Origin of the sequence: Janthinobacterium sp. (genome assembly GCF_031995485.1) — a bacterium.
Classification (GTDB): Bacteria; Pseudomonadota; Gammaproteobacteria; order Burkholderiales; family Burkholderiaceae_D; genus Janthinobacterium.
In genome coordinates this window covers 34617-55750 of sequence record NZ_DAMAGB010000044.1, presented here as the reverse complement: position 1 = coordinate 55750, position 21134 = coordinate 34617, and the positions used below count along the sequence as shown (strand labels likewise).

The 21134-nt window shown below is 64.5% G+C and carries 21 protein-coding genes; 6 read left to right on the top strand and 15 right to left on the bottom strand.

Features of this window, described 5'->3' with window-relative positions; translation table 11 throughout:
* Positions 1-100: 100 nt before the first annotated feature.
* Both RTQ46_RS21170 and RTQ46_RS21165 read left to right on the top strand, forming a co-directional pair.
* Positions 101-817, top strand: coding sequence for a cytochrome c4 (locus tag RTQ46_RS21170; protein ID WP_312439560.1), 717 nt, complete (start codon positions 101-103; stop codon positions 815-817).
* Complete coding sequence (locus tag RTQ46_RS21165) at positions 814-2091, top strand: c-type cytochrome (RefSeq protein WP_312439559.1); 1278 nt, start codon at positions 814-816, stop codon at positions 2089-2091. The genes RTQ46_RS21170 and RTQ46_RS21165 overlap by 4 nt, the downstream gene beginning before the upstream one ends.
* A 191-nt stretch (positions 2092-2282) precedes the next feature.
* On the opposite strand, the gene RTQ46_RS21160 is transcribed toward RTQ46_RS21165, so the two are convergent.
* On the bottom strand, positions 2283-2918 hold the full coding sequence (locus RTQ46_RS21160) for an SAM-dependent methyltransferase (protein WP_312439571.1): 636 nt from the start codon (positions 2916-2918) through the stop codon (positions 2283-2285).
* A 165-nt stretch (positions 2919-3083) separates the two neighbouring features.
* Here RTQ46_RS21160 and RTQ46_RS21155 point away from each other — a divergent pair, with 165 nt between their 5' ends.
* A complete protein-coding gene (locus RTQ46_RS21155; RefSeq protein ID WP_312439558.1) occupies positions 3084-3869 on the top strand; it encodes a head GIN domain-containing protein in 786 nt (261 codons plus the stop codon).
* 49 nt (positions 3870-3918) lie between these two features.
* Here the strand turns inward: RTQ46_RS21155 and RTQ46_RS21150 are convergent, their stop codons facing one another.
* The gene (locus tag RTQ46_RS21150) at positions 3919-4461 is read right to left on the bottom strand and encodes a YaeQ family protein (RefSeq protein ID WP_312439557.1); all 543 of its coding nucleotides are present in this window, start codon (positions 4459-4461) and stop codon (positions 3919-3921) included.
* 37 nt (positions 4462-4498) lie between these two features.
* Positions 4499-5368 carry a formyltetrahydrofolate deformylase gene (gene purU, locus RTQ46_RS21145; protein WP_312439556.1) on the bottom strand — a complete coding sequence of 290 codons (870 nt, stop codon included), beginning with the start codon at positions 5366-5368 and terminating at the stop codon, positions 4499-4501.
* A gap of 350 nt (positions 5369-5718) precedes the next feature.
* Here purU and phaP point away from each other — a divergent pair, with 350 nt between their 5' ends.
* The 3 genes from phaP to RTQ46_RS21130 all read left to right on the top strand — a co-directional run bounded on the left by phaP (position 5719) and on the right by RTQ46_RS21130 (position 7309).
* Positions 5719-6219 carry a TIGR01841 family phasin gene (gene phaP / locus RTQ46_RS21140; RefSeq protein WP_312439555.1) on the top strand — a complete coding sequence of 167 codons (501 nt, stop codon included), beginning with the start codon at positions 5719-5721 and terminating at the stop codon, positions 6217-6219.
* Between the two features lie 67 nt (positions 6220-6286).
* Positions 6287-6700 carry a KGG domain-containing protein gene (locus RTQ46_RS21135; RefSeq protein WP_312439554.1) on the top strand — a complete coding sequence of 138 codons (414 nt, stop codon included), beginning with the start codon at positions 6287-6289 and terminating at the stop codon, positions 6698-6700.
* A gap of 99 nt (positions 6701-6799) precedes the next feature.
* Complete coding sequence (locus RTQ46_RS21130) at positions 6800-7309, top strand: M48 family metallopeptidase (RefSeq protein WP_312439553.1); 510 nt, start codon at positions 6800-6802, stop codon at positions 7307-7309.
* Positions 7310-7434: 125 nt separating this feature from the next.
* Here the strand turns inward: RTQ46_RS21130 and RTQ46_RS21125 are convergent, their stop codons facing one another.
* The 12 genes from RTQ46_RS21125 to RTQ46_RS21070 all read right to left on the bottom strand — a co-directional run bounded on the left by RTQ46_RS21125 (position 7435) and on the right by RTQ46_RS21070 (position 21009).
* The gene (locus RTQ46_RS21125; RefSeq protein WP_312439552.1) at positions 7435-8028 is read right to left on the bottom strand and encodes a PEP-CTERM sorting domain-containing protein; all 594 of its coding nucleotides are present in this window, start codon (positions 8026-8028) and stop codon (positions 7435-7437) included.
* Positions 8029-8329: 301 nt separating this feature from the next.
* Positions 8330-8875, bottom strand: coding sequence for a TIGR00730 family Rossman fold protein (locus RTQ46_RS21120; protein WP_312439570.1), 546 nt, complete (start codon positions 8873-8875; stop codon positions 8330-8332).
* A 12-nt stretch (positions 8876-8887) separates the two neighbouring features.
* Positions 8888-9661, bottom strand: a complete 774-nt coding sequence (locus RTQ46_RS21115; RefSeq protein WP_312439551.1) for a hypothetical protein — start codon at positions 9659-9661, stop codon at positions 8888-8890.
* 12 nt (positions 9662-9673) lie between these two features.
* Positions 9674-10372: a TetR/AcrR family transcriptional regulator gene (locus RTQ46_RS21110; protein WP_312439550.1), complete on the bottom strand. Its 699-nt coding sequence runs from the start codon at positions 10370-10372 to the stop codon at positions 9674-9676.
* 85 nt (positions 10373-10457) lie between these two features.
* Positions 10458-10901, bottom strand: coding sequence for a phasin family protein (locus tag RTQ46_RS21105; protein ID WP_312439549.1), 444 nt, complete (start codon positions 10899-10901; stop codon positions 10458-10460).
* A 44-nt stretch (positions 10902-10945) separates the two neighbouring features.
* Complete coding sequence (locus tag RTQ46_RS21100; protein ID WP_312439548.1) at positions 10946-14569, bottom strand: EAL domain-containing protein; 3624 nt, start codon at positions 14567-14569, stop codon at positions 10946-10948.
* Positions 14570-14902: 333 nt separating this feature from the next.
* Positions 14903-15853 carry an alpha/beta fold hydrolase gene (locus RTQ46_RS21095; protein ID WP_312439547.1) on the bottom strand — a complete coding sequence of 317 codons (951 nt, stop codon included), beginning with the start codon at positions 15851-15853 and terminating at the stop codon, positions 14903-14905.
* Positions 15850-17478 (bottom strand): GMC family oxidoreductase, encoded by a 1629-nt coding sequence (locus RTQ46_RS21090; RefSeq protein ID WP_312439546.1) that lies wholly within the window; start codon positions 17476-17478, stop codon positions 15850-15852. The genes RTQ46_RS21095 and RTQ46_RS21090 overlap by 4 nt, the downstream gene beginning before the upstream one ends.
* A 10-nt stretch (positions 17479-17488) precedes the next feature.
* On the bottom strand, positions 17489-17995 hold the full coding sequence (locus tag RTQ46_RS21085; protein WP_312439569.1) for a hypothetical protein: 507 nt from the start codon (positions 17993-17995) through the stop codon (positions 17489-17491).
* Positions 17996-18084: 89 nt separating this feature from the next.
* Positions 18085-19251: an MFS transporter gene (locus tag RTQ46_RS21080; protein ID WP_312439545.1), complete on the bottom strand. Its 1167-nt coding sequence runs from the start codon at positions 19249-19251 to the stop codon at positions 18085-18087.
* Positions 19252-19342: 91 nt separating this feature from the next.
* Positions 19343-20248 (bottom strand): LysR substrate-binding domain-containing protein, encoded by a 906-nt coding sequence (locus RTQ46_RS21075; RefSeq protein ID WP_312439544.1) that lies wholly within the window; start codon positions 20246-20248, stop codon positions 19343-19345.
* 2 nt (positions 20249-20250) lie between these two features.
* Complete coding sequence (locus RTQ46_RS21070) at positions 20251-21009, bottom strand: RNA methyltransferase (protein WP_312439543.1); 759 nt, start codon at positions 21007-21009, stop codon at positions 20251-20253.
* Between the last annotated feature and the right edge of the window lie 125 nt (positions 21010-21134).

Here is a 21134-nt window from a genome sequence, read left to right as displayed (position 1 = left end):
TCGCGACGTGCATGATATTTTTTCTGCACAATTGACACAGTCGCAATTCCGACGCACAGTGTATGTCAGGCAAGCAAATCAGCACAGACAGGCGGCACGCATGCGGCAACAATTTTCCAGGCTTATCATCCTGCTGGTCGGCACGGCCAGCGCACTGGCGACGGCCGCTGCCGTGCCCGATACGCTGGAGCAGCGCATCAAGGCCTGCACGGCCTGCCATGCGCCAAAAGAACGGCATGACGCATTTTTCCCGCGCATTGCCGGCAAGCCGGCCGGCTATCTGTACAACCAGTTGCTCAACTTCCGCGACGGCCGGCGCCAGTATCCGATGATGACCTACATGGTCGAGCATTTGCCCGACGCCTACCTGCACGAGATCGCCGAATATTTTTCGCAGCAGCACCCGACCCCGCCGCCGGCCCAGGCCAGCGCTGCCGGCGCGGCCACGCTGGCGCGCGGCAGGCAACTGGTGCTGCAGGGCGACGCCAGCCAGAAAATTCCTGCCTGTATCGGCTGCCATGGCCAGCAGCTGGCCGGGGTGGCGCCGGCCATTCCGGGCCTGCTGGGCTTGCCGCGCGACTATATCAACGCCCAGTTCGGCGCCTGGAAAAATGGCGTGCGCCGCGCGCATGCGCCCGACTGCATGGCGCTGATCGCGCAGCGCCTGTCGGACGCCGACGTGGGCGCCATCTCGTCCTGGCTGGGCACCCAGGTGGCCGATGCCGGCGCCCGGCCCGCCGCCGGCATTGCCTTGCCGTTGCCGTTGCCGCTGCACTGCGGCAGCGTGCCCGGCTCCACGGCGCAGGTGGCACCATGAAAAAATGGCTGATCGCCACCGGCGTGCTGGTCGTGCTTGCCGGCGCGGGCGCGAAGGTGCTGCTGTGGCCGGCCGATGACCTGGGGCCGCCGGCCGCTGCCAGCAGCCTGGGCAGCGAACAGCTGATCGCGCGCGGCGCCTATCTGGCCAAAGCGGGCGACTGCATGGCCTGCCATACCACGCGCGGCGGGGTGCAGTATGCTGGCGGACGGGCGCTGCAGACGCCATTCGGCACGATCGTCTCGCCCAATATCACGCCGGACCGCGACACCGGCATCGGCAGCTGGACGGCAGCGGATTTCTGGCGCGCGCTGCACAACGGCAAATCAAAAGATGGCCGCCTGCTGTATCCGGCGTTTCCATACACCAATTACACGAAGGTCAGGCGCGAGGACAGCGACGCCCTGCATGCCTACTTCCAGAGCCTGCCGCCGCGCCGGCAGGCCAATGCGCCGCATGCGCTGCGCTTTCCGTACAACCAGCAAGTGGCGCTGGCCGCCTGGCGCGCGCTGTATTTCAGGCCGGCCGTCTACCAGAACGACCGCGCGCAAAGCATCGAATGGAACCGCGGCGCCTACCTGGTGCAGGGACTGGGACATTGCAGCGCCTGCCACAGCAGCCGCACCACGCTGGGCGGCAGCGAAGAGGGCCTGTCAGGCGGGCTGATTCCCGTGCTGGGCTGGTACGCGCCGTCGCTGACCTCGAACGCGGAAGCGGGCCTGGGCGACTGGGACACGGCGCAGATCGTCGAGCTGCTGCACACCGGCGTCTCGCCGCGCGCCACCGTGTTCGGGCCGATGGCCGAGGTGGTGCGGCAAAGCCTGCAGCACCTGGAGCGCGCGGACGTACAGGCGATGGCGGTGTACCTGAAAAGCCTGCCTGACACGGCGCCGCCAGCCAGGCCGGCGCCGCGCGACACCTCGGAAACGGCAACCCGGCAGCTGGCGCAGGGAGCCAGGCTGTATGAAACGCATTGCGCCAGCTGCCACCAGGCCGACGGCAAGGGCGTGCCGCCCGGCTACCCGCCGCTGGCCGGCAACCGGGCGCTGCTGACCGTGTCGCCGGTCAATGCGATCCGCATCGTGCTCAATGGCGGTTTTGCACCGGGCACGGCCGGCAACCCGCGCCCGTACGGCATGCCGCCGTTCGGCCCGGTGCTGGACGACAGCGAGGTGGCGGCCGTGGTCAGCCATTTGCGGGCCAGCTGGGGCAATGATGCGCCGGCGGTGTCGGCGCTGGAGGTAAACAAATACCGCAGCGTGCCGCTGGAGTAGGTCAGCCAACAATGGCGTCGAATTACGGTCCTGCGGAACTAATCCGACCTACGTTTGCGACCCGGACGTGCGTTTCGGGTAGGTCGGATTAGGCGCAAAGCGCCGTAATCCGACATCACCACGGCAAGCGTTATCAATGTTGTCGGATTACGCGCTTGCGCGCTAATCCGACCTACGCCCGTACCGACAAGTTAACGAAACTTGCTCTTGTGCCCGGTCTTCAGATCGAGCGCATAGCGCACGCCATTATCGGTCAGCATGACTTCGTCGGGCGGCTCTTCGCCGGCCAGCGCGCCGTCGATCAGCGGCAGGCCTTCGCCCTTGCGCAGCAGTTCGTCGCAGCGCTCATACACGTTCGGGCAGCCGGTCGAGGCCATCAGCGACTGCACGATTGCCACTTTCCAGGCATCGACGCCGCCGGCATTGAATTCGCAGATCAGATAACCGTGCGCGCCGCCAAACAGCTGCACCACCAGGCCGGGCAAGCCCTCGTCTTCGCCCTTGATCAGGGTCAGCAGCTGGTTTTCACCGGCCTTATTGATGGCTGGCAGGCGCTTTTCGATGGCCGCCTTGACGCGGCGCTTGATCAGCGCGTGGTCGACCGGCTCGTCTTCCCGGAAGCTCCAGATGCGCGCGCGGATCTGCGACTTCGAGTTGTAGGCGGCACGGGCAATGAATTGCCGGGACGAGCTTTGCACGATGGCGGTCGAGCCGGGTTTCATTTTTTCCTGTGGCTTGCCCTCGACCTTGTCGATCGCGGAGGCATAAATCCAGGATTGGCCCAGCAAGCTTTTTTCCTTGCCTTGTTTGATGGTGATAATCAGCATGTCATTCCAGTGGTCGTTCCATTTCAATACCGGCATGATACCTCATGCGTTCCTGTCGCCACAGCCTGCATTCTGTGCCCGCGGCAGCGCAGTCTGTCGCACCGCGCTACCCGGGGGCCGGCCGGCGGCCTACCATGCAGGCATACCATTGAACAGGGAGCAAGCATGATATCCACCACTTTCCAGGCCCGCCGCACCGCTACCGCCCTGCTGCTGGCCGCCAGCGTGCTGGCGTTGTCCACGCCGCTGGCGCCTGCCGCCGCCTCGCCGCTGGACTGGATCTCGGGCAGCAGCATCAAGGGCAGCGGCAAGCTGCAAAAGCAGGCGCGCGAGGTCGGCAATTTCAACGGCGTGGCGCTGAATGTGCCGGGCAACGTGGAACTGCGCATCGGCAATACGGAAGGCATCACCATCGAAACGGACGACAACATTTTGCCGCTGATCGAAACGGTGGTGGAAAATGGCACGCTGCGCATCCGTTCGACCAAGCGCAACAGCAATTTCCGCCAGACGGCCTTGACCATCGTGGTGCATGCGCGCCAGGTCGAGCGCGTCAGCGTGGGCGGCTCGGGCACCATCAATGCCGACGGTTTGCGTGGCGAGAAGCTGCGTTTCGACGTGGGCGGTTCGGGCTCGATCAATGCGGGCAAGCTCGATGCGCGCAGCGTGTCGGTGGCGATCGGCGGCAGCGGCAACTTCAAGGCCGGCGGCAAGACGGAGCAGCTGAGCGCGTCGATCGGCGGCTCGGGCAACATCGCGGCCGGCCGCCTGGCCGCCAGCAATGTGCAGGTGAGCATCGGCGGCTCCGGCGAGGCCGAAGTGTGGGCAAAAGACAACCTGGCCATCAGCATCGGCGGTTCGGGCGAAGTCAGTTATTACGGCGACCCGCAGATCAGCCGGAGCATGCAGCGCTCCAGCAGCATCAAGCGGCTGGGCACCAGCCCACAATAATAGAAAAGCCCGGATCGCGCCGGGCTTTTTTCATGCTGCGACGACAAAATCAGCGCACGGACTTGACCGGTTCACGGTCGATCTGCACCGTGTTGACGCTGTCGGTCAGCCAGATCTGGCCATCCTGGATCGTGCATTGCAACTGCATGTTGCGCTGCGCCAGCTTGCTCATGTCCTGCGCCGCTTCCGACGGCAGGTTGATCACGGTCAGGTTTTTTGCTCGTTCCAGCTTGTTGGCGATCTGTTTCCACCAGATGTGGCTGGTCGAACCGTAGCTGTAGACGATCACCTGTTCCGAACGGCCGCACGCCTTCAGGATGCGTTTTTCATCAGGCTGGCCCACTTCGATCCACAGCTGGATCGCGCCCGTCAGGTCTTTCTGCCACAGGTCCGGCTCTTCCGTGTCGAACAGGCCCTTGGTAAATGTCAGCGCCTCGTCGGCATGGATGGCGAACGCCAGCAGGCGCACCATCATGCGTTCGTCGGTTTCCGACGGGTGGCGGGCCAGGGTCAGCGCGTGGCCCTGGTAATAATTGCGGTCCATGTCGGCGATCTGCAGATCGGCTTTGAAGATTGTTGCTTTGAGTGCCATGGTGTCTGGGTCAGGAGTGGTTGGGTGGTGGGACGTATCAGCGGAAGACGACCGTCTTGTTGCCATTTTTCAGGATGCGGTGTTCGACGAACCATTTCACGGCGCGCGCCAGCACCACGCATTCGACGTCGCGGCCGATCGCGGTCAGCGTTTCGGCATCCATCGCATGGTCGACCCGCTCCACATCCTGCTCGATGATCGGGCCTTCGTCCAGGTCGCCGGTGACGAAATGGGCGGTCGCGCCGATCAGCTTGACGCCGCGGTGATGGGCCTGCGCATACGGCTTGGCGCCCTTGAAGCTGGGCAGGAAGGAATGGTGGATATTGATGGCGCGTCCGTCGAGCGCCTGGCACAGGCCGGGCGACAGGATCTGCATGTAGCGCGCCAGCACCACCAGGTCGATCTTGTGCGTGTTGAGCAGTTCGATGATCTTCGCTTCCTGCGCCAGCTTGGCCGATTCGGGCGCGCCAGCCACCAGCGGCAGGTGGTGGAACGGAATGTTATAGCTGGCCGCCAGCTGGTAGAACTCCATGTGGTTCGACACGATGGCGGGGATTTCCACGTCCAGCAGGCCGCTCTTGTAGCGGAACAGCAAGTCGTTCAGGCAATGGCCGATTTTCGACACCATCAGCATCACGCGCGGCTTGTAATGGGCGTCGTGCAGCTGAGCATTGAGCTGCATGGAGTCCGACAGGGCCGCGAAATCGGCGCGCAGCGCGGCATCGCTGACGGCCGCGTCTTCCAGCGCGAAATGCACGCGCATGAAGAACAGTTGCGACTCCTGGTCACCGAACTGGGCGGAATCAATGATGTTGCAGCCGTGTTCGGCCAGGAAGCCGGACACGCGATGGACGATGCCGCGCTGGTCCAGGCAGGACAGGGTCAGGATGTATTCGGGATGCGTCATGGTCGCGAAAAATGCAGATAAATTAGAAGGATCATACCGGGTTCAGGCATGCGCGCCGGCTACCGGCCGCGCTGCCGCGAGGCCGGTATTGTCGCACGGCTCGGCTCTCTTCCCTGCATTTTCCCGCCTTTGTGTTGACCGCTCCGATCGCGCAGCGATCCGACGCACGTTTGATCTGGCGCAAACCACGCTTTTTTTTGAGACAAAACATGCCCGGACATCGACAAAACCGCCACAGGCGTGGAACCTGGCGCCGTCCGCGGCGTCTATCCCTTTGCTTGTTTTGAAACGTGCATCCGGGATCCCGGATGTTTCCTGGACAGATAGACAGATTCTTATTGAGGTAGAACATGTTCACAAACAGTATCAGCCCCGCCTTGCAATCCCACCTGGAAGCCCAGTGCAACTTTGCCACGGAACTGTCGCGCAAGCTGTTCGAGACGGCGCAGCGCGTCAACGAACTGAACCTGCGCCTGTTGCAAGACCTGCTGCAGGAAATGACCACTGCCAACCAGCACATCCTGACGGCGCGCGACGCCGGCGACGCCATGATCACGGCAGCCAGCCATGTGCAGCCGGGCACCGACAAATTGCTCCGCTACCAGCAGCAGCTGTCCAACCTGCTGACCCACGGCTATGTCGAGATCAATCGTACGGCCGAAACACATGTGCCGGTGGCGAGCCGCACGGCCGTTGCCTACGCCGATGAACTGGTGCGCAAAACGGCCGAAGAAACCGAAAAGGCCACGCAACGCCAGCGTGAACTGATTCAAAAAATGCAGGTCAGCACCCACAGCGATGGCGCCGGCCGCCAGCGCGACCAGGGCGGACAGCCGGGGCAGGCGCACTGAGCGGCCCCACGCCCCCCCGTCGGCACAATGCACACAAAATCCACGCACAGAGCGCAAGGAGAGCGATATGGCTACGAATCAAAGCAATCAGCAAGGCAGCGAGCAGGGCAAAAGCACGGGCAGCAGCCAGAAGGCCGAGGCACAAGGCACCCAGAAGGGCAGCAGCAAGCGGGGCTTTGCCGCCATGAGCGAGGCGCAGCAGCGCGAAATTGCCAGCAAGGGTGGCCAGGCGGCGCACCAGAAAGGCACGGCGCACGAGTTCGACTCGGAAGAAGCGCGCCGCGCCGGACAGAAAGGCGGTGAAGCCGTCAGCCGTAACCGCGAGCACATGGCCGAAATCGGCCGCAAGGGCGGTGAAAGCCGCCAGTCGGCCCATCGCGACAATGAAAGCCGCGGTACCGCGTCGCGTAGCGGCATGGCCGACCAGGACAAGCCTGGCCGGCAAGGCAGCGGCAAGGGCAAACCGGACGACCAGGGCTGAACGCGCAGCGGCGGCCGCATTCGGATGGGGTACCCGCTGCGGCCGGCGCCGCAGTGTGGTACATTCTCGCCTCGACCGACCGCCCCTCCCTGTGCCCTGATGCCTTCCCTGAAATACCTGAGCGCTTATTCCGAGCAAACGCAATCGCAAGTACGGCAGCTGATCGCCGAAGACAAGCTGGGCGATGTGCTGAAGAAGCGCTATCCGCAGGCGCATGGGGTACGCAACGACAAGGCGCTGTATCAGTATGTGCAGGACCTGCGCAATGAATTCCTGCGCAATGCCGAGCCGATCAACAAGGTCACGTTCGACAGCAAGATCCATGTGATCCAGCATGCGCTGGGTCTGCACACCTCGATTTCGCGGGTGCAGGGCGGCAAGCTGAAAGCCAAGCACGAGATCCGCGTGGCCACCATGTTCAAGGAAGTGCCGCTGGAATTTTTGCGCATGATCGCCGTACACGAGCTGGCCCATGTGAAGGAAAAACAGCACGACAAGGCCTTCTATAAACTGTGCACGTATATGGAACCGCAGTATCACCAGTACGAATTCGATCTGCGCCTGTACCTCACCCAGCTCGACTTGTCAGGCCAGCGCCTGTGGACGTAAAAAAAGCCGCTGAGAGCGGCTTTTTTCCTGAAACACCGTCGCGTGTGCGTTGCGGCTGAGAAGTACCGCTGGGCGCAGGCTCAGCGAGCAGCGCCAGCCGCAAACCGAACCGCGCCGCAGGTTTGTCACGCGTTCTTGCGGCGGCGCATGAAACCCAGCAGTCCCAGGCCGGCCAGCAGCATGGCATAGGTGCCCGGCTCCGGCACGGCAGTAACGTTGAGATTGTCGACCTGATAGGTACGGAAGCCGCCTTCGGTCCACGACGCCGACACCAGGTTGCTGAAACCGTTGAAGGTATAGTCGTTGAAGGAATGGCTGCTGTTGACCGTGAAGTTCTGGCTGACGGTACCGCCGCCCGCCTTGACGCCCGTGAAGGTCACATTGAAACTGCCAGGCAGCACGCTGACGAAATTGGCCAGGCTGATCGAATTGAGCGAGAAGGCGGTGCCGTCGTCACGCGACAGCTTCGTGGTCGCCAGTGGCGTCGCCCCCAGGCCTGCCGAACCCGCATACGCGAAGTTTCCCTGTTCGGCCGAAACCAGCCAGCCGAAGCTGCTGTCAAAGTTATAGCCGCCTTCAGAATAGGTGTTGACCACGTTGAAGAAACTGCCCGACTCTTCCAGCGCGTCGAAGCCGATCACGGTGTTCTGAGCCTGGGCGCTGCCACCGATGATCAGGGTGGCAACGGCGGCCGTACGTAACAAAGTTAGTGTTTTCAAGATAAATCCTTTCGAGTGATGAAGTGGCAGGGATGTGGCTACTTGTAACAAACCGGAACTTTTATTGGGGAGCGCAACAGTCGCGCCCGCTGTTTGCCGGGGAGATCCTCGCTTTTGGACTTCTCCAGTAGATCACAACCATATTCAAAAATCATCTTTATTTTCAAAAGAACATGCTATCAAAGCAACTTTATGGGCATAATTTTATCAATAAGTTTGACGCTTTCGATTACTTTTCTCTTGCAGCAATAAAAAAGCCATGCACGCATGCATGGCTCGTTGAATGGCAGAACAAGAAACGTCAGAGCGCGCAGTCTTTCAGGCGCTGCACCAGCGCCGCCGGATCGGCATCGGCATTCAGGAAGCCGGCATGCTGCGGCCGGATAAAGCCCTGTTCGCGGCCATTGTCCACGAAGCTCAGCAGGCCATCATAAAAATGGTCGACGTTCAACAGACCGATCGGCTTGGCATGGATGCCCAGCTGGGCCCAGGTCAGCATCTCGAACAATTCTTCCAGCGTGCCATAACCGCCCGGCATGGCGATAAAGGCATCGGCCAGGCTGGCCATCATGGCCTTGCGCTCATGCATGTCCTTTACCACGAACTGGCGTGTCAGGCCCGTATGGCCCACTTCCCGCTCCACCAGCGCGGTCGGGATCACGCCCGTCACTTCGCCGCCCAGGCGCAGCACTTCATCGGCGATCACGCCCATCAGGCCCACATTGCCGCCGCCATATACGAGCGCGATATTTTCCGACACCAGCACGCGCGCCAGTTCGCGCGCCGCCACCGCATATTGGGGCGTGACGCCTGCATTGGCGCCACAGTACACACATAAAGCCTTGATCACAGCATCCCTTTATTTCTTCAGTTCATCAATAGCGGCCTCGACTTCGAGCCGCTCCTTGGCGTCGAGCGCCACGCACTCGGCCGCCTGTGCATACAGGCTCATCACTTCAGCCAGTTTTTTCTTCCCATCGAGCATCTGCAGGGCGCGCGCATATTCGCTGCGGGCCGATGCCGATGCGGGATTGAGCGCCAGCGCCGTCCTGAAATGCCGGTAGCCGTCCTCCTTGTCGGCGCCATAGCTGAGACCGCCAATCATGGCTCCCACCTTGTCGATGATTTCAGCATGATAAATGCCGAACGCGATATGCGCGTCGGCATGCAGCGGCGCCAGCGTCACGGTGCGGTTCAGGCTGTTGCGCACCTTGGCGCCCATGCCCTGGGCCAGCGCCTTGACCACCGAGATGCCGAGCGCATAGCGGCCCAGGCTGTAGGCATGCCAGTAGTAGCCGGCCGGATTGTCTGGCTGCTCGGCCTGCTGGCGCTCGCAGCGTTCGGCTACCTCCTCGAACAGCGCCAGCCTGGCGCCCTCGTCGAGCTCGAGGTGGGTGGCGTACATGCAGCTGGCCTTGTGCGCCACGCAATAGCCGGGCACGCCAACCGCCAGGCCCAGCCTGGCGGCGCGCTCGAAGTCGCCGGCGTGAAAGGCGATCCACGCCTGCACCAGCGCCGCCTGCTGCGGAAACGGCTCGGCATCGCCCGCGTGCAGGCGCGGCCAGGCCGCCGCCAGCGACGCGGGGGTATGCACATAAGCATCGTCAGGATACGGGAATTGTTTCCAAGCCATTGCGCGCCTCCTTCATGGTATCGGGCCGTCGGCCAGTTGTCCGCCGTTCTGCAGTGTAGTCACATATTCTTCCGACAGCTTACGGAACAGCAGATGGGTTTCATTGCGCAGATACGGGCCGATCAGCGACAGCACCTGGTAGCAGCCGCGCGCCAGCGCATCGGACATCGACTGCTGCTCGCTGTACTTGCGCGGATTGCGCACATATTCGTAGGACAGCCAGTAGGTGGCGACCACCACCATATTGGTCGCCATGGCGCCAATTTCCATGTCCGAGGCGACCAGCGACTGCTCGCTGCGCAGGTCTTCGCACAGCTGCGTCGCCACCTTGATCTTGTGCGCGAGGATCAGCTTGAAATGCAGTTCCAGCTTGCGGTTGCGCGACAGCAGGTCGTTCAGGTCGCGGTAGAAGAAGCGGTAGCGCCAGATCAGCTCGAACATCAGGTGCAGATACAGCCAGACATCCTCGATATTCGAACGGCGGCCGCTGGGCACGGTCAGTATGCGCTCGATCTCCGCCTCGAACTGCACGAAGATCGAATTGACGATGTCGTCCTTGTTGCGGAAGTGGTAGTACAGGTTGCCGGGAGAAATATTCATCTCTTCCGCAATCACGGTGGTCGTGATATTCGGTTCCCCAAACTCGTTAAACAGGCGTAGCGACAATTCCAGGATGCGTTCGCGGGTACGGCGTGGTGCTTTTTGTAGCATGGCGGGCAATCTCTCTTTGTTCTGCCCCAAGCATACCATTGAAGATAGCCGTGGCGAAACACCCCGCATCCGGCCAATGGCGGATTCAGGCAGGCGTTTTGCCACCCTTGCCGCGGCTGCCGGCAGGGGCGTCCTTTTTCTTGGCAGACACTTTTTTCACCGTCTTGCCGGCCGTGCCCGACAGCTCGGCCACCTGGCGGCTCAACTGCGCGACCTGCTCGCGCAAGGCCGCCAGTTCGGCCCGGGACGGCACGCCGATGGAAGCCAGCGCGCGCGCCACGCGCTCTTCGAACACCTGCTCCAGCCGGTCGCGCGCCGCGGCACCCGCCAGCGGCACCACCTTGTCGTCCGGCAGCGCAGCCGGTGCGCCATCCTGCGCCAGCCGCGCCAGCAGGGTGCGGCCGCTCTGGCCACCCTGTCCACCCTCCTCCTGCGCGCGCGCAAACGCGCCCAGGCTGGCCTGCCAGATCTGCCGGGCCGAGGCGCGCATGGCGTCCGGCGCCGCATGGTCGTCCAGGGCCTGTTTCATTTTTTTCGTCATTGCCAGCTCCGTGTGATAAGGGCGTAACCGTGTCAGGCGGCGGCCTGCACCGGCCCGTGCAAGAGGCCATGCAGGCGGAAGCCTTCGCGGATATTTTCGCGCAGCACGGCGCCCTTCCACGGTTTGGTATAGAAGCGGTCGACGGCGCCGCGGTTGATCGCCGCCATGATCGGCGTCAGGTCGGCATAGGCCGACAGCATGATGCGGAAGGTATCGGGACACAGGTGCTTGACGCGTTCCATGAATTCGGTGCCGCTCATGGCCGGCATGCACTGGTCGCACAGGATCACCTGCACCTTGTGGCGCGCCAGGATGTCGAAGCCTTCGGCGGCCGTCTGCGCCGTCAGGATGCGATAGCCGTCCTGCGCCAGGAAGTCGCTCAGCACGTCGAGCATGAATACATCGTCGTCGACGATCAACAGCGTCTGCTGCTCTTCGCTGCCCATTTCGCGCGGTGCCTGCAGCAGCTTGCCACCCATCAGCATCTGCTCGAATTCTTCCTGCGGTACGGGGCGGCTGAAATAATAGCCCTGCATTTCATCGCAGCCGTGGCGGCGCAGATAGGCCAGCTGGGCATCGTTTTCCACCCCTTCGGCGATCACCTGCAACTTCATGCTGTGCGCCATGCTGATAATCGCCAGCACGATGGCCGCATCGTCCGGGTTGCTGGTCACTTCGCGCACAAACGCGATATCGATCTTCAGCTTGTCGATCGGGAAGCGTTTCAGATACGCCAGGCTGGAATAGCCGGTGCCGAAGTCGTCGATCGAAATCTGGATGCCCAGCGCCTTGAGGTTGCGCAGCACCGAGATGGTTTCCTCCGCATTCGACATCAAAGAGCTTTCCGTCAGTTCCAGCTCCAGCAGATCGGGCGCGATATCGTGCTTGCGGATCGCGCGCAGCACTTCTTCCTCGAGACCGCCGACAAAAAACTGGATACCCGACACATTGACCGACAAGTGCACCGGGCCGATGCTGCTGGCGCACCAGTCGGCGATCTTGCGGCAAGCCTGGTCGAGTACCCAGTTACCGACCCGCACGATCAGGCCGGTTTCCTCCAGCAGCGGAATGAAGACGGCCGGCGATACCATGCCGTGGCCCGGACGCTTCCAGCGTATCAGCACTTCGGCGCCGCTGACGCGGCCCGTCACGATATGCACCTTGGGCTGAAAGTACAGCACGAATTCTTCGTTGTCGATGGCGCGCCGCAACGCGTTTTCCATGTCCAGGCGGGCCATCGACTGGGCATTCATTTCCGCCGTGAAGAAGCGGAAGGCGTCGCGTCCTGCTTCCTTGGCGCGGTACATGGCCGTATCGGCGTACTGGATCAGGGTGTCGGCGTCCTTCGCATCATCGGGATAGACGGCAATGCCGATGCTGGCCGTGACCGTCACTTCATGGCCGTGCAGGTCGAACGGTTTGCGCATCGCTTCGCGGATCTTGTCGACCACCGCCACCGAATGCTGGGCGCCGTCGGGCAGGATCAGGATGGCGGCAAATTCGTCGCCGCCGAAGCGGCCGATGGTGTCGCGCACGCGCAGGGAGTCGACCAGGCGGCTTGAAAACTGGCGCAGCAGCTCGTCGCCGATGGTGTGGCCCAGCGTGTCATTGACGTTCTTGAAGCGGTCCACGTCGAGAAACAGCACTGCCACCGACCACTGGTGCTCCTGCGCCTGCCCCAGCGCATGGGCCAGCGAATCATAGAACTGGCTGCGGTTCGGCAATCCCGTGAGGGTATCGAAATGCGCGAGTTTCAGCAGCCGCTGCTCGGCTTCCTTGCGCTCGGTGATATCGCGCGCCACGGCCACCAGGATCCAGCTCTGGCCCGAACGCAGCGTGCGCCGCTGCACTTCGACCGACAGCTGCGAGCCGTCCTTGCGGTGCAGCTGGAGTTCAGCCATCGGCGCGCCCTGGTCGCCGGCCAGCAGCTTGTCATACAGCTCTTCGAGCTGCGACTGGCCGTCGCGCGCGCGGCCTGGCCCCACCTGCAGAAAATCTTCACGCTCGAAGCCCAGCATGCGGCAGGCCGTCTGGTTGACGTCGACAAAGCACATGCCGGCGCGGTCGACCAGGAAAATGGCGTCGGCGGTGGCGTCCATCGCCAGGCGGAAGCGACGCAGGTCTTCATCGAGGCGGATGCGGGCCGCCATGTCCAGCGTCAGCTGTTCGTGGTGGCGCTTGATTTCGTCGTACAGCAGCAGGTTGTCATAGGCCACGGCGATCTGCGCCGCCACCGTGGCGGCGACGCGTTCGTCGACTTCCGAAAACTCGTGCACGCCCAGTTTGTCGACCAGGTACAGCCAGCCATGCACGCGTTCGCGCGAGGCGATGGCCACGCCGAGAAAGGAATGCACGGACGGATGGCTGGCCGGCAGTCCCAGCGCGGTGGGGTCGCCTTTCAGGCCGTTGACACGGTGCGGCTGGTGCTGGGTCAGGAGGCGGTTCAGGATACCCACGCGCGGCGCACTGGCGATCTGTTCGATGTTGCGTTCGGTGCCGCACGAGGAAAAATAACTGAGCTTGTCGGCGCCGTCTTCCAGCACGCCGATACAGGCGTAGCGGGCCACGCAGATGTTTTGCGCCACCTTGCAGCCCGCCTCGATCAGCGCATGCGGATCGCGGTAGGCAGCCAGGTCCATGCCCAGTTCGATCAGGGCCGTCAGGCGCAGGCTGACCGCCTGCAGGCTCGACAGCGAGCGCGACAGGCGCTCGGTCATGATCGCCAGGTCTTCCGGCATGGGCGCCGCGCCGTCGCCCTGCCCTGCCAGCTGCGAAATCTGCTGGCTGCTCGATTCAAGTTCGTCGAGGCAGCCGCTGACGTGCTGCTCGATGCCGGCCAGCTTGCCCGCATCGGGCGCCGCGCCGGCATGCGCGCTGGCCGGCGGCGCCGGCGCCACCAGGCCCAGCGCTTCATTCACGGTGCGCACGATCACGTCCGGGTCCGACGGCTTGGGCAGGACCCAGCGCACGCCGCAGGCCTGGGCCAGCAGGATGGCTTCCTGTTCGCGGTAGGTGGCCGTGTAAAAAATGATGGGCACCTCGGCCAGCACGGGGTTTTCATGCACGCGCGTGACGAATTCGTAGCCATCCATATTGGGCATCAGGATGTCGGAGATGATCAGGTCCGGGCGCTCGGTACGCATCAGTTCCAGGCCTTCGACTCCGTCGGCCGCTTCCAGCAGGCGGTGGCCGCTGTAGCCGAGCAAGGCTGTCAGGAACTCGCGGTTCAGTACATGATCGTCAACGATCAGGATAGTGGAGATGTCGTTTTTAGCTGGCGTCGACGGCGCCCCGGGTAAAAAAGATTCTAGCTCCGCCACGAACAGGTCCGGCTCGATCGGTTTGCCGATATAGCCGTTGAAACCGGCTTCGAGCAGGCGCTCGCGGTCGCCCACCATGGCCAGCGCGGTGACGGCCAGCGCCGGGATCGTGCGCAGCGCCGGGTCCTTCTTCAGTTCGGCTACCACGCCATAGCCATCGAGCTTGGGCAGATGGACGTCGCAAATGATCAGGTCGGGCAATTCGCTGCGCGCCATGCGCACGCCCTCTTCGCCGTCATAGGCGGCCAGCGGCGTATAGCCGAAGGCGCGCAGCAGATACACCATCAATTCCATGTTGGTGGCGTTATCTTCAATAATCAGGATACGTGCGGACAATTAGCACTCCCACCTAAAATAAACTTGCACTATCGATTTCACTATTAATACCCGTTGCCGGCCCTGCCGTCCGTGCGCTCCCGCGCACAGCCTGCGCTTGCCCTGCATGACAATCCTACAATAGGCTGGCGACATGCTCAGTATAAATCGGCGGGCACCGGTTTCACCACACTCCAGTACGGCTGGCGGCCCGCGCATGCGCCGGTTGACCGGCACCAGCTTAAACCACGGGGCCGGTTCCAGACAGCATTTTGTGGGGGAAAGCTCTTAAACACAGGCAACAAATCACGTCAAAAACGACACTGTTGACAGCCTGCCAAAACAGCCAGCAACTCAGCCGTATTGATGAGCAAAAGCCGCTGTGCCGACTTCGGAAACGATAGTGATTTCCGACAAGACTTGCTGCAGCACCCGCGGGTCGGCAGCCAGCGCCACATGGCCGACCCCGCCGAGCGCGATATTGGTTGCGCCAGGCAGGTGCGACGACGCCTGCGGGGCGACGATATTGTCGTGATGCGACCAGATCGAGGTGAACAACGCCCGCAGCTGCGGCGTCTCGTCCGCATCGAGCTGCGCCAGCCAGCCGTTCGGCTTGCCGCCGGGACGGCTCATCTGGCGCGCATTGCGTCCCACGGCGAGATTCGCCAGCGCCGTGCCGTGATGGGGCGTGCCCAGCGTGATCACGCGTGCCACCTGCCGCAGCCCGTGCCGGCGCAGAAAGGCGCGCGCCACCAGGCCGCCCATGCTGTGCGCGACGATGATCACCTGCCGCGCGCCCGTTTGCGCCAGCAGCGCATCGACCGCTTGCGCCACCAGCGGCACGAAGTCGTCGATGCCGGCATTGACCGGCTCCAGGTCGACCGCGCCATGCACGATGCCCGCTTGCGCCAGCCGGCGGCTCAACGGCGCCCAGAAGCCGCGATTGCATACATAGCCGTGGACCAGCAGCACCGGCAAGGCGCCCGGAGTCGCCTCCGCCACGGGACTGAGGCGCGGGCGCAGCATGCCCCACGACGAGGTGCGCAGGTTGGCGCCAACTTCGCCAAAGAACAGCCGCGCCGCACCCGCCGCTGTCAGGCCATGCGGCGCCGGAGCGCAGCCAAAGCGCCGGCTATGCCAGAAATTGCGCCCCACGATCAGCGCACGCACCAGCAGCAGCGCGGCCAGTGCCAGCAGCAGCGCCAGTGCGCCCGGACGCACGCCCGCCTGCAGCAGCAGCCATGCCACGCCCAGCACTGCCAGCAGCTGCAGCAGCATCAGCCAGCGCAGGGCGCGCGCGATCATGCGTCCACCCTGAAGCCGGGCGCCGGCTTGCCCGTCAGTTCCGCGGCCAGGCTGCTGGCCAGGCGCGCGGCCAGCGCATACACGGACAGCTGTGGATTGGCGCCGATCGAGGTGGGAAACAGCGAGCCGTCGTGCACCGACAGATTGCGCACGCCCCGGTAGCGGCCGCTGGCATCGGTCACGCCCAGGCGCGCCTCGTCCGACATCGCGCAGCCGCCCATCACATGCGCCGACACCACGCGCGCCAGCAGCGCCTGGTAGGGCAACGCATCGATGGCCTCGCGCGCCCTTCCCCATGACGTGTAGTGGCGCGCCATTTCATGCACGGGATAGACGCTGCGCGCGCCGGCGGCAAACTGGATCTCGGCCATCGACAGCAGCGCGCGGCGCACGCCGTCCCAGATGAATGGCGTGAGCGGATAATCGAGCACCGGCGCGCCGCTGGCGTCGATGGCGACCGTGCCGCCCGCCGCGTCCTCGTGAAAGCCGTCGCGCAGCAGCGCCAGCAGGCCGTGCACGTGCGGGAACTGGCGCATGGTCTCGGCATGCGCGTCGCCAAAGCCGCCCATGGTGGTGGCCATCAGCAGCGGATGCAGGGGCGGCGCTTCGAGCTTGTAGCCGATCGGCCCGTCGATGGCCTGGGTCGACAGGAAGTGGTCGGAATAAATCGTTTGCGGCGCGCCCGCATAGGCGTCGACGCGCTGCGCGAACAGCGCGGCCGAAATCACGGTCGGATGCAGAAAGGTGCGCCGGCCCAGCAGCTTGTGCGGATCGGGCGCGTTCGAGCGCAGCAGCAGGGCCGGCGTATTGATCGCGCCGCCGGCCAGCACATAGTGCCTGGCCCTGAGCGTGAGCACCACGCCGGTCGGCGCCAGCCCCGCCGCATCGAGCGCCGTCACCTGCAGGTCCCTGATGCGCTCGCCGTCGAAAATGAAACGTTCTGCACGCGCATGCGTGACCAGGCCCGCACCCAGGGAGAGCGCCGACGGAATCGTGGTGACCAGCATCGACTGCTTGGCGTTGGTGGGACAGCCCATGCCGCAGTAGCCGAGATTCCAGCAGCCGTTCACATTGCGCCGGATGGCGGCAGTCGGAATGCCCAGCTGACGCGCGCCACGCCGTAACAAATCGTTGTTTTCATTCGGCGGCACCGGCCAGTCACTGACATGCAGGCGCTGCTCGACCAGCGCGAACCATGGCGCCATCGCTTCCACCGTATAGCCGGCCAGCCCATGGTGGCTGCGCCAGTGCGCCAGCGTGCCGGGCGGCGTGCGAAAGCTCGAGGTCCAGTTGACGGTGGTCGAGCCGCCCACGGCGCGCCCCTGCAGGATATTGATCGCCTTGTCGCGCGTCTTGCGCGCGGCCGATTCCTGGTACAGCGCCGGGTAGGCGTCGGCTTCGCGCATCTTGAAATCCCTGGACGACGGCAGGCCGCCTTCCTCCACGATCAGCACCTGCAAACCGGCCAGCGCCAGCAGTTCGGCCGTGATGCCGCCGCCGGCGCCGCTGCCGATAATCACCACGTCCGCTTCCATGGTGCGGCCAGTGCGCAAGGTGGCGGCGTCGGTGACCTGCCAGCCGGCGGCCAGGCCCGCAGCGATCGGATCGGGTATCGGAGAACTCATGGACGCGCTTTCATGACAGTTCGGCCAGCGGCCCCGGATAGCCGATGGCGGCCCAGCTGGCGCTGTCGCCATACCAGGCGCCGAGGATCAGGTCATGCAGCGCCAGGTAGGCCGTCTGCAAGGTGGCCAGCCGGTTCAGGCGCCAGCCTTGCAGAAAGGCCGCCACCTGGCCCGGATCGGCTTGGCCCCAGCCGCCTTTGACCCCGGCAACAAAGCGGCGCGCGGGCGCCAGCGCCAGCAGGCCGAACAGGTCCCGCACCTCGCCCTGCTGCGCCAGTGGCAGGCCGAGGATGGCGGTGCGTACGCCATCGATGGCGCGCGCCAGTGGTGCGATGCCGGGCGGCAAGGCGCTGCCCAGCATGACCGGCACGATGGCGGACAATGCCGCGCGCGCTTCGCCGTCCAGCACGAAGCGCTGCGCCGGCGTCGCCGTGCCCACCACGCGCCAGACTGCGCCACCGGCCGCCAGCGTGCAGGCGCCAAGCAAACCCAACTTGAAAAACGATCTGCGCCGCATCACCACCCGTCCCCTCTTGAGCATCTGTTTTGAGCGCCAGTGTACGTCAAGGGCATGGGTACCTGCGCGCAAAAACTAGAGTGGCCAGTCTAACTGCGCCAGCGCAGCAGCATGGCCAGCAGCGCCGCCGCCATGCCGCCGAGCGCAATCGCCGGCAGTCCCCAGCCGGCGATCAGCGCGCCACCCAGCATGCCGCCGGCGGCCGTGCCCAGGTTGAACGCGGCGATATTCAGGCCGGCGGCCACCGCTTCCAGCCCCGGCCTGTGCTGCCGCGCCAGCGCCAGCAGGCGCATGGTGGAGAGGGTCACGATGGCAAAGAACAGCAGGCCCAGGCAGCCGCACAGCACCAGCATTGCCAGCGCCTGCGTACGCAGCAGATGGCAGCCCAGCAAAGTGGCGGCCAGTGCGCCAAGCGCCAGCAGGGTCGCGCCGCGCGCCCGCGCGCCATCGGCAAGGCGGCCGCCCAGCAGATTGCCGCCGATCGCACACACGCCAAAGGCCAGCATGGCGGCGCCGAGCCAGTTGGCGCCCAGCCCGCTCACCTGCAGCAGGTAGGGCGAGATATAGGTGAAAAAGCTGAAGGTGGCCACGCTGACCAGCGCCGCCACGCCGGCGGCCAGCAGCAAGGCCGGCTGCAGCAGCGCGCGCAGGCTGCCCAGCGCGCCGGCAGCCTGCGCCGGGCGCGCCACCGGCATGGCCCACAGCAGGCCCGCGCCGCCGGCCAGGGCCAGCACCGCGATGGCGGCAAACACGACGCGCCACGACCAGATCGCGCCCAGCCAGGTGCCCAGCGGCACGCCGGCGGCCAGCGCCAGGGTCAGTCCCAGCCAGACGATGGACAACGCCCGGCCCGCGCGCGCCGGCACCACCAGGCTGGTAGCCGCATGCGAGGCCACCGCCATGAAGACGCCATGCGCCAGGCCAACGCCAAAGCGCACCAGCAGCAGCGCCGGCAAGGCAGGCGCGGCTGCCATCGCCAGGTTGCCCAGCGCCAGCACGGCCATGCTGCCCGCCAGCACCCGCTGCTGCGGCCAGCGCGCCAGCATGGCGGTCAGCACCGGCGCGCCGATGGCCGCGCCCAGTGCATAGGCGGCAATCGCGCCGCCGGTGGCGGCCACGCTGGCGTGCAGGTCGCGCGCCATGCCGGACAACAGGCCGGCGGCGATAAATTCGGACAAACCAAATGCAAAGCTGCACAGCGACAGCAGATAGATGGCGGCCGGCAGCGGCGGCCGGCGAACGGAAATGGATGCCATGGGGTTCCTTGCAAGCTGAAACCACCATGCTGGCGCCAGCAGCGCCATCTGTAAAATATCTTGTTTGTCTCGGATTGAGACCTTGAAAGTATCAGTTTGAAACGGCCGATGCGCGCAGCTGCGCCAGCAGCCGCTCGCGCACGGGCGACACCTGGCGCGCATTCCACGCCATGTACAGGTCTAGCTGGCGCAGTGACAGCGGCGCGTCGGTGATCAAGGGCAGCATGACGGCGCCGTGCGGCAGCGACATGGCCAGGCTGGCCGGCAGCAGCGCCACGCCAAAGCCGGCGGCCACCAGGCCGATGACCGTCTGCAGGCGGCGCGCCTGCTGCGCCACGTCCGGCACGAAACCGGCATGAAGGCACAGGCCGGTCAGCTGGTCGTGAAAGCCCTGTCCCAGCGCGCGCGGCGAGGCAACAAAATCATCGTCCTTCAGCGCCGCCAGCGCTACCGACGCCTGCCCCGCCAGCCGGTGCGTGGCCGGCAGGGCCGCCATGATGGCTTCGCCCGACAAGCGCTCGAACGCCAGGGCGGGCGTACTACGCCCCGGCGCGCGCACAATGCCGATATCGAGCTCGCCCGCTTCCAGTGCGTCCACCAGTTCCTGGGTCGACGCTTCGCGCAGGCTCAGGTGCACGGCCGGCGCATCGCTGCGGAACTGGCGCAGCGCGGCCAGCACGTGCGCATACGGCGTGATCTGGATAAACCCCAGGCGCAAGTGGCCGGCGCTGCCCTGCGCCACGCGCCGCGTCTCGGCCACACCCTCGTCGAGCGCAGCGAGCACCCCGCGTGCGGTGGACAGGAATGCCGTGCCGGCCGGCGTCAGGCTGACCTTGCGGTTGCTGCGCTCGAATACGGGATAGCCCAGCAGGTCTTCGAGCCGGATGATGGCCTGCGACAGCGGCGGCTGCGCCATGTGCAGCCGTTCGGCGGCGCGGCGGAAGTTGAGCTCTTCCGCCACGGCGATAAACTGGCGCAGCAGTCGCGTCTCGATCATGGTTACTTTTTCGCGGCAGCGAGGATATGGCGCGCGATGCCGCGCAGGATATTGACTTCTTCCGTCTCCAGCCCCGTGCGCGAAAACAGGCGCTTCAAGCGCGGCATCAGCTTTTTCGGATTGCCGGCGTCGAGGAAATCGATCGCCACCAGCGCCTGTTCCAGGTGCGCATACATGCCGTCGACCTGCGCCAGGCTGGCCGCGTCGCCATGAAAACCGATGGGACTTGCCGCCTGCGCATCGCCGAGGGCCGCCACCCGGCATTCATAGGCAATCACCTGCGCCGCCTGCGACAGGTTCAGCGACGAATAAGCGGGATTGGCCGGAATATTGATCAGCACGTTGCACTGCTCGACGATCTCGTTGGGCAGGCCGAAACGCTCGTTACCGAAAATGACAGCCGCGTGCAGCTCGCCGCCGGCCGCCAGCTGCGCGGCAATCGCGCGCGGCGCGGTGACGGGCGGCGAAAACTCGCGCAGGCGGGCCGACACGGCGGCGGCGTAGTTGCAGCCTTCCAACGCTTCGGCGATCGAGCCGACGATGCGCGCGCCGGCCAGGATATCCTGCGCGCCGCTGGCAAAGGCCACCGCTTCCGGGTCCGTCAGGGCGTCCGCAAAGCGCGGGTTGACCAGCACCAGGTCGGAAAAGCCCATCGTCTTCATGGCCCGCGCGACGGCGCCGATATTGCCGGAACGGCTGGTCTCGACCAGGATAAATCGGAGGCGTTTGAAAAGAGACGTATTGATTTCGGGCAGATTCATTTAAAATAGCGCCATTGCGCGGTATCGATACAGGAAATGTCGGGACGACGTCACAAAACGCTGACGCCAGGCCGGGATTTTAACCACTTCGCCACCGCTTTGCTCTTTAATTCATTCTTGCACTC

What these genes read in the sequence shown, in the direction of transcription:
- phaP (WP_312439555.1), top strand. Translation starts at nt 5,719, where the DNA reads ATGTTCACAAACAGTATCAGCCCCGCCTTGCAATCCCACCTGGAAGCC.
- RTQ46_RS21130 (WP_312439553.1), top strand. Translation starts at nt 6,800, where the DNA reads ATGCCTTCCCTGAAATACCTGAGCGCTTATTCCGAGCAAACGCAATCG.
- RTQ46_RS21085 (WP_312439569.1), bottom strand. Translation starts at nt 17,995, where the DNA reads ATGCGGCGCAGATCGTTTTTCAAGTTGGGTTTGCTTGGCGCCTGCACG.
- RTQ46_RS21080 (WP_312439545.1), bottom strand. Translation starts at nt 19,251, where the DNA reads ATGGCATCCATTTCCGTTCGCCGGCCGCCGCTGCCGGCCGCCATCTAT.
- RTQ46_RS21150 (WP_312439557.1), bottom strand. Translation starts at nt 4,461, where the DNA reads ATGGCACTCAAAGCAACAATCTTCAAAGCCGATCTGCAGATCGCCGAC.
- purU (WP_312439556.1), bottom strand. Translation starts at nt 5,368, where the DNA reads ATGACGCATCCCGAATACATCCTGACCCTGTCCTGCCTGGACCAGCGC.
- RTQ46_RS21135 (WP_312439554.1), top strand. Translation starts at nt 6,287, where the DNA reads ATGGCTACGAATCAAAGCAATCAGCAAGGCAGCGAGCAGGGCAAAAGC.
- RTQ46_RS21110 (WP_312439550.1), bottom strand. Translation starts at nt 10,372, where the DNA reads ATGCTACAAAAAGCACCACGCCGTACCCGCGAACGCATCCTGGAATTG.
- RTQ46_RS21075 (WP_312439544.1), bottom strand. Translation starts at nt 20,248, where the DNA reads ATGATCGAGACGCGACTGCTGCGCCAGTTTATCGCCGTGGCGGAAGAG.
- RTQ46_RS21115 (WP_312439551.1), bottom strand. Translation starts at nt 9,661, where the DNA reads ATGGCTTGGAAACAATTCCCGTATCCTGACGATGCTTATGTGCATACC.
- RTQ46_RS21095 (WP_312439547.1), bottom strand. Translation starts at nt 15,853, where the DNA reads ATGATCGCGCGCGCCCTGCGCTGGCTGATGCTGCTGCAGCTGCTGGCA.
- RTQ46_RS21155 (WP_312439558.1), top strand. Translation starts at nt 3,084, where the DNA reads ATGATATCCACCACTTTCCAGGCCCGCCGCACCGCTACCGCCCTGCTG.
- RTQ46_RS21090 (WP_312439546.1), bottom strand. Translation starts at nt 17,478, where the DNA reads ATGAGTTCTCCGATACCCGATCCGATCGCTGCGGGCCTGGCCGCCGGC.
- RTQ46_RS21070 (WP_312439543.1), bottom strand. Translation starts at nt 21,009, where the DNA reads ATGAATCTGCCCGAAATCAATACGTCTCTTTTCAAACGCCTCCGATTT.
- RTQ46_RS21105 (WP_312439549.1), bottom strand. Translation starts at nt 10,901, where the DNA reads ATGAAACAGGCCCTGGACGACCATGCGGCGCCGGACGCCATGCGCGCC.
- RTQ46_RS21170 (WP_312439560.1), top strand. Translation starts at nt 101, where the DNA reads ATGCGGCAACAATTTTCCAGGCTTATCATCCTGCTGGTCGGCACGGCC.
- RTQ46_RS21160 (WP_312439571.1), bottom strand. Translation starts at nt 2,918, where the DNA reads ATGCTGATTATCACCATCAAACAAGGCAAGGAAAAAAGCTTGCTGGGC.
- RTQ46_RS21165 (WP_312439559.1), top strand. Translation starts at nt 814, where the DNA reads ATGAAAAAATGGCTGATCGCCACCGGCGTGCTGGTCGTGCTTGCCGGC.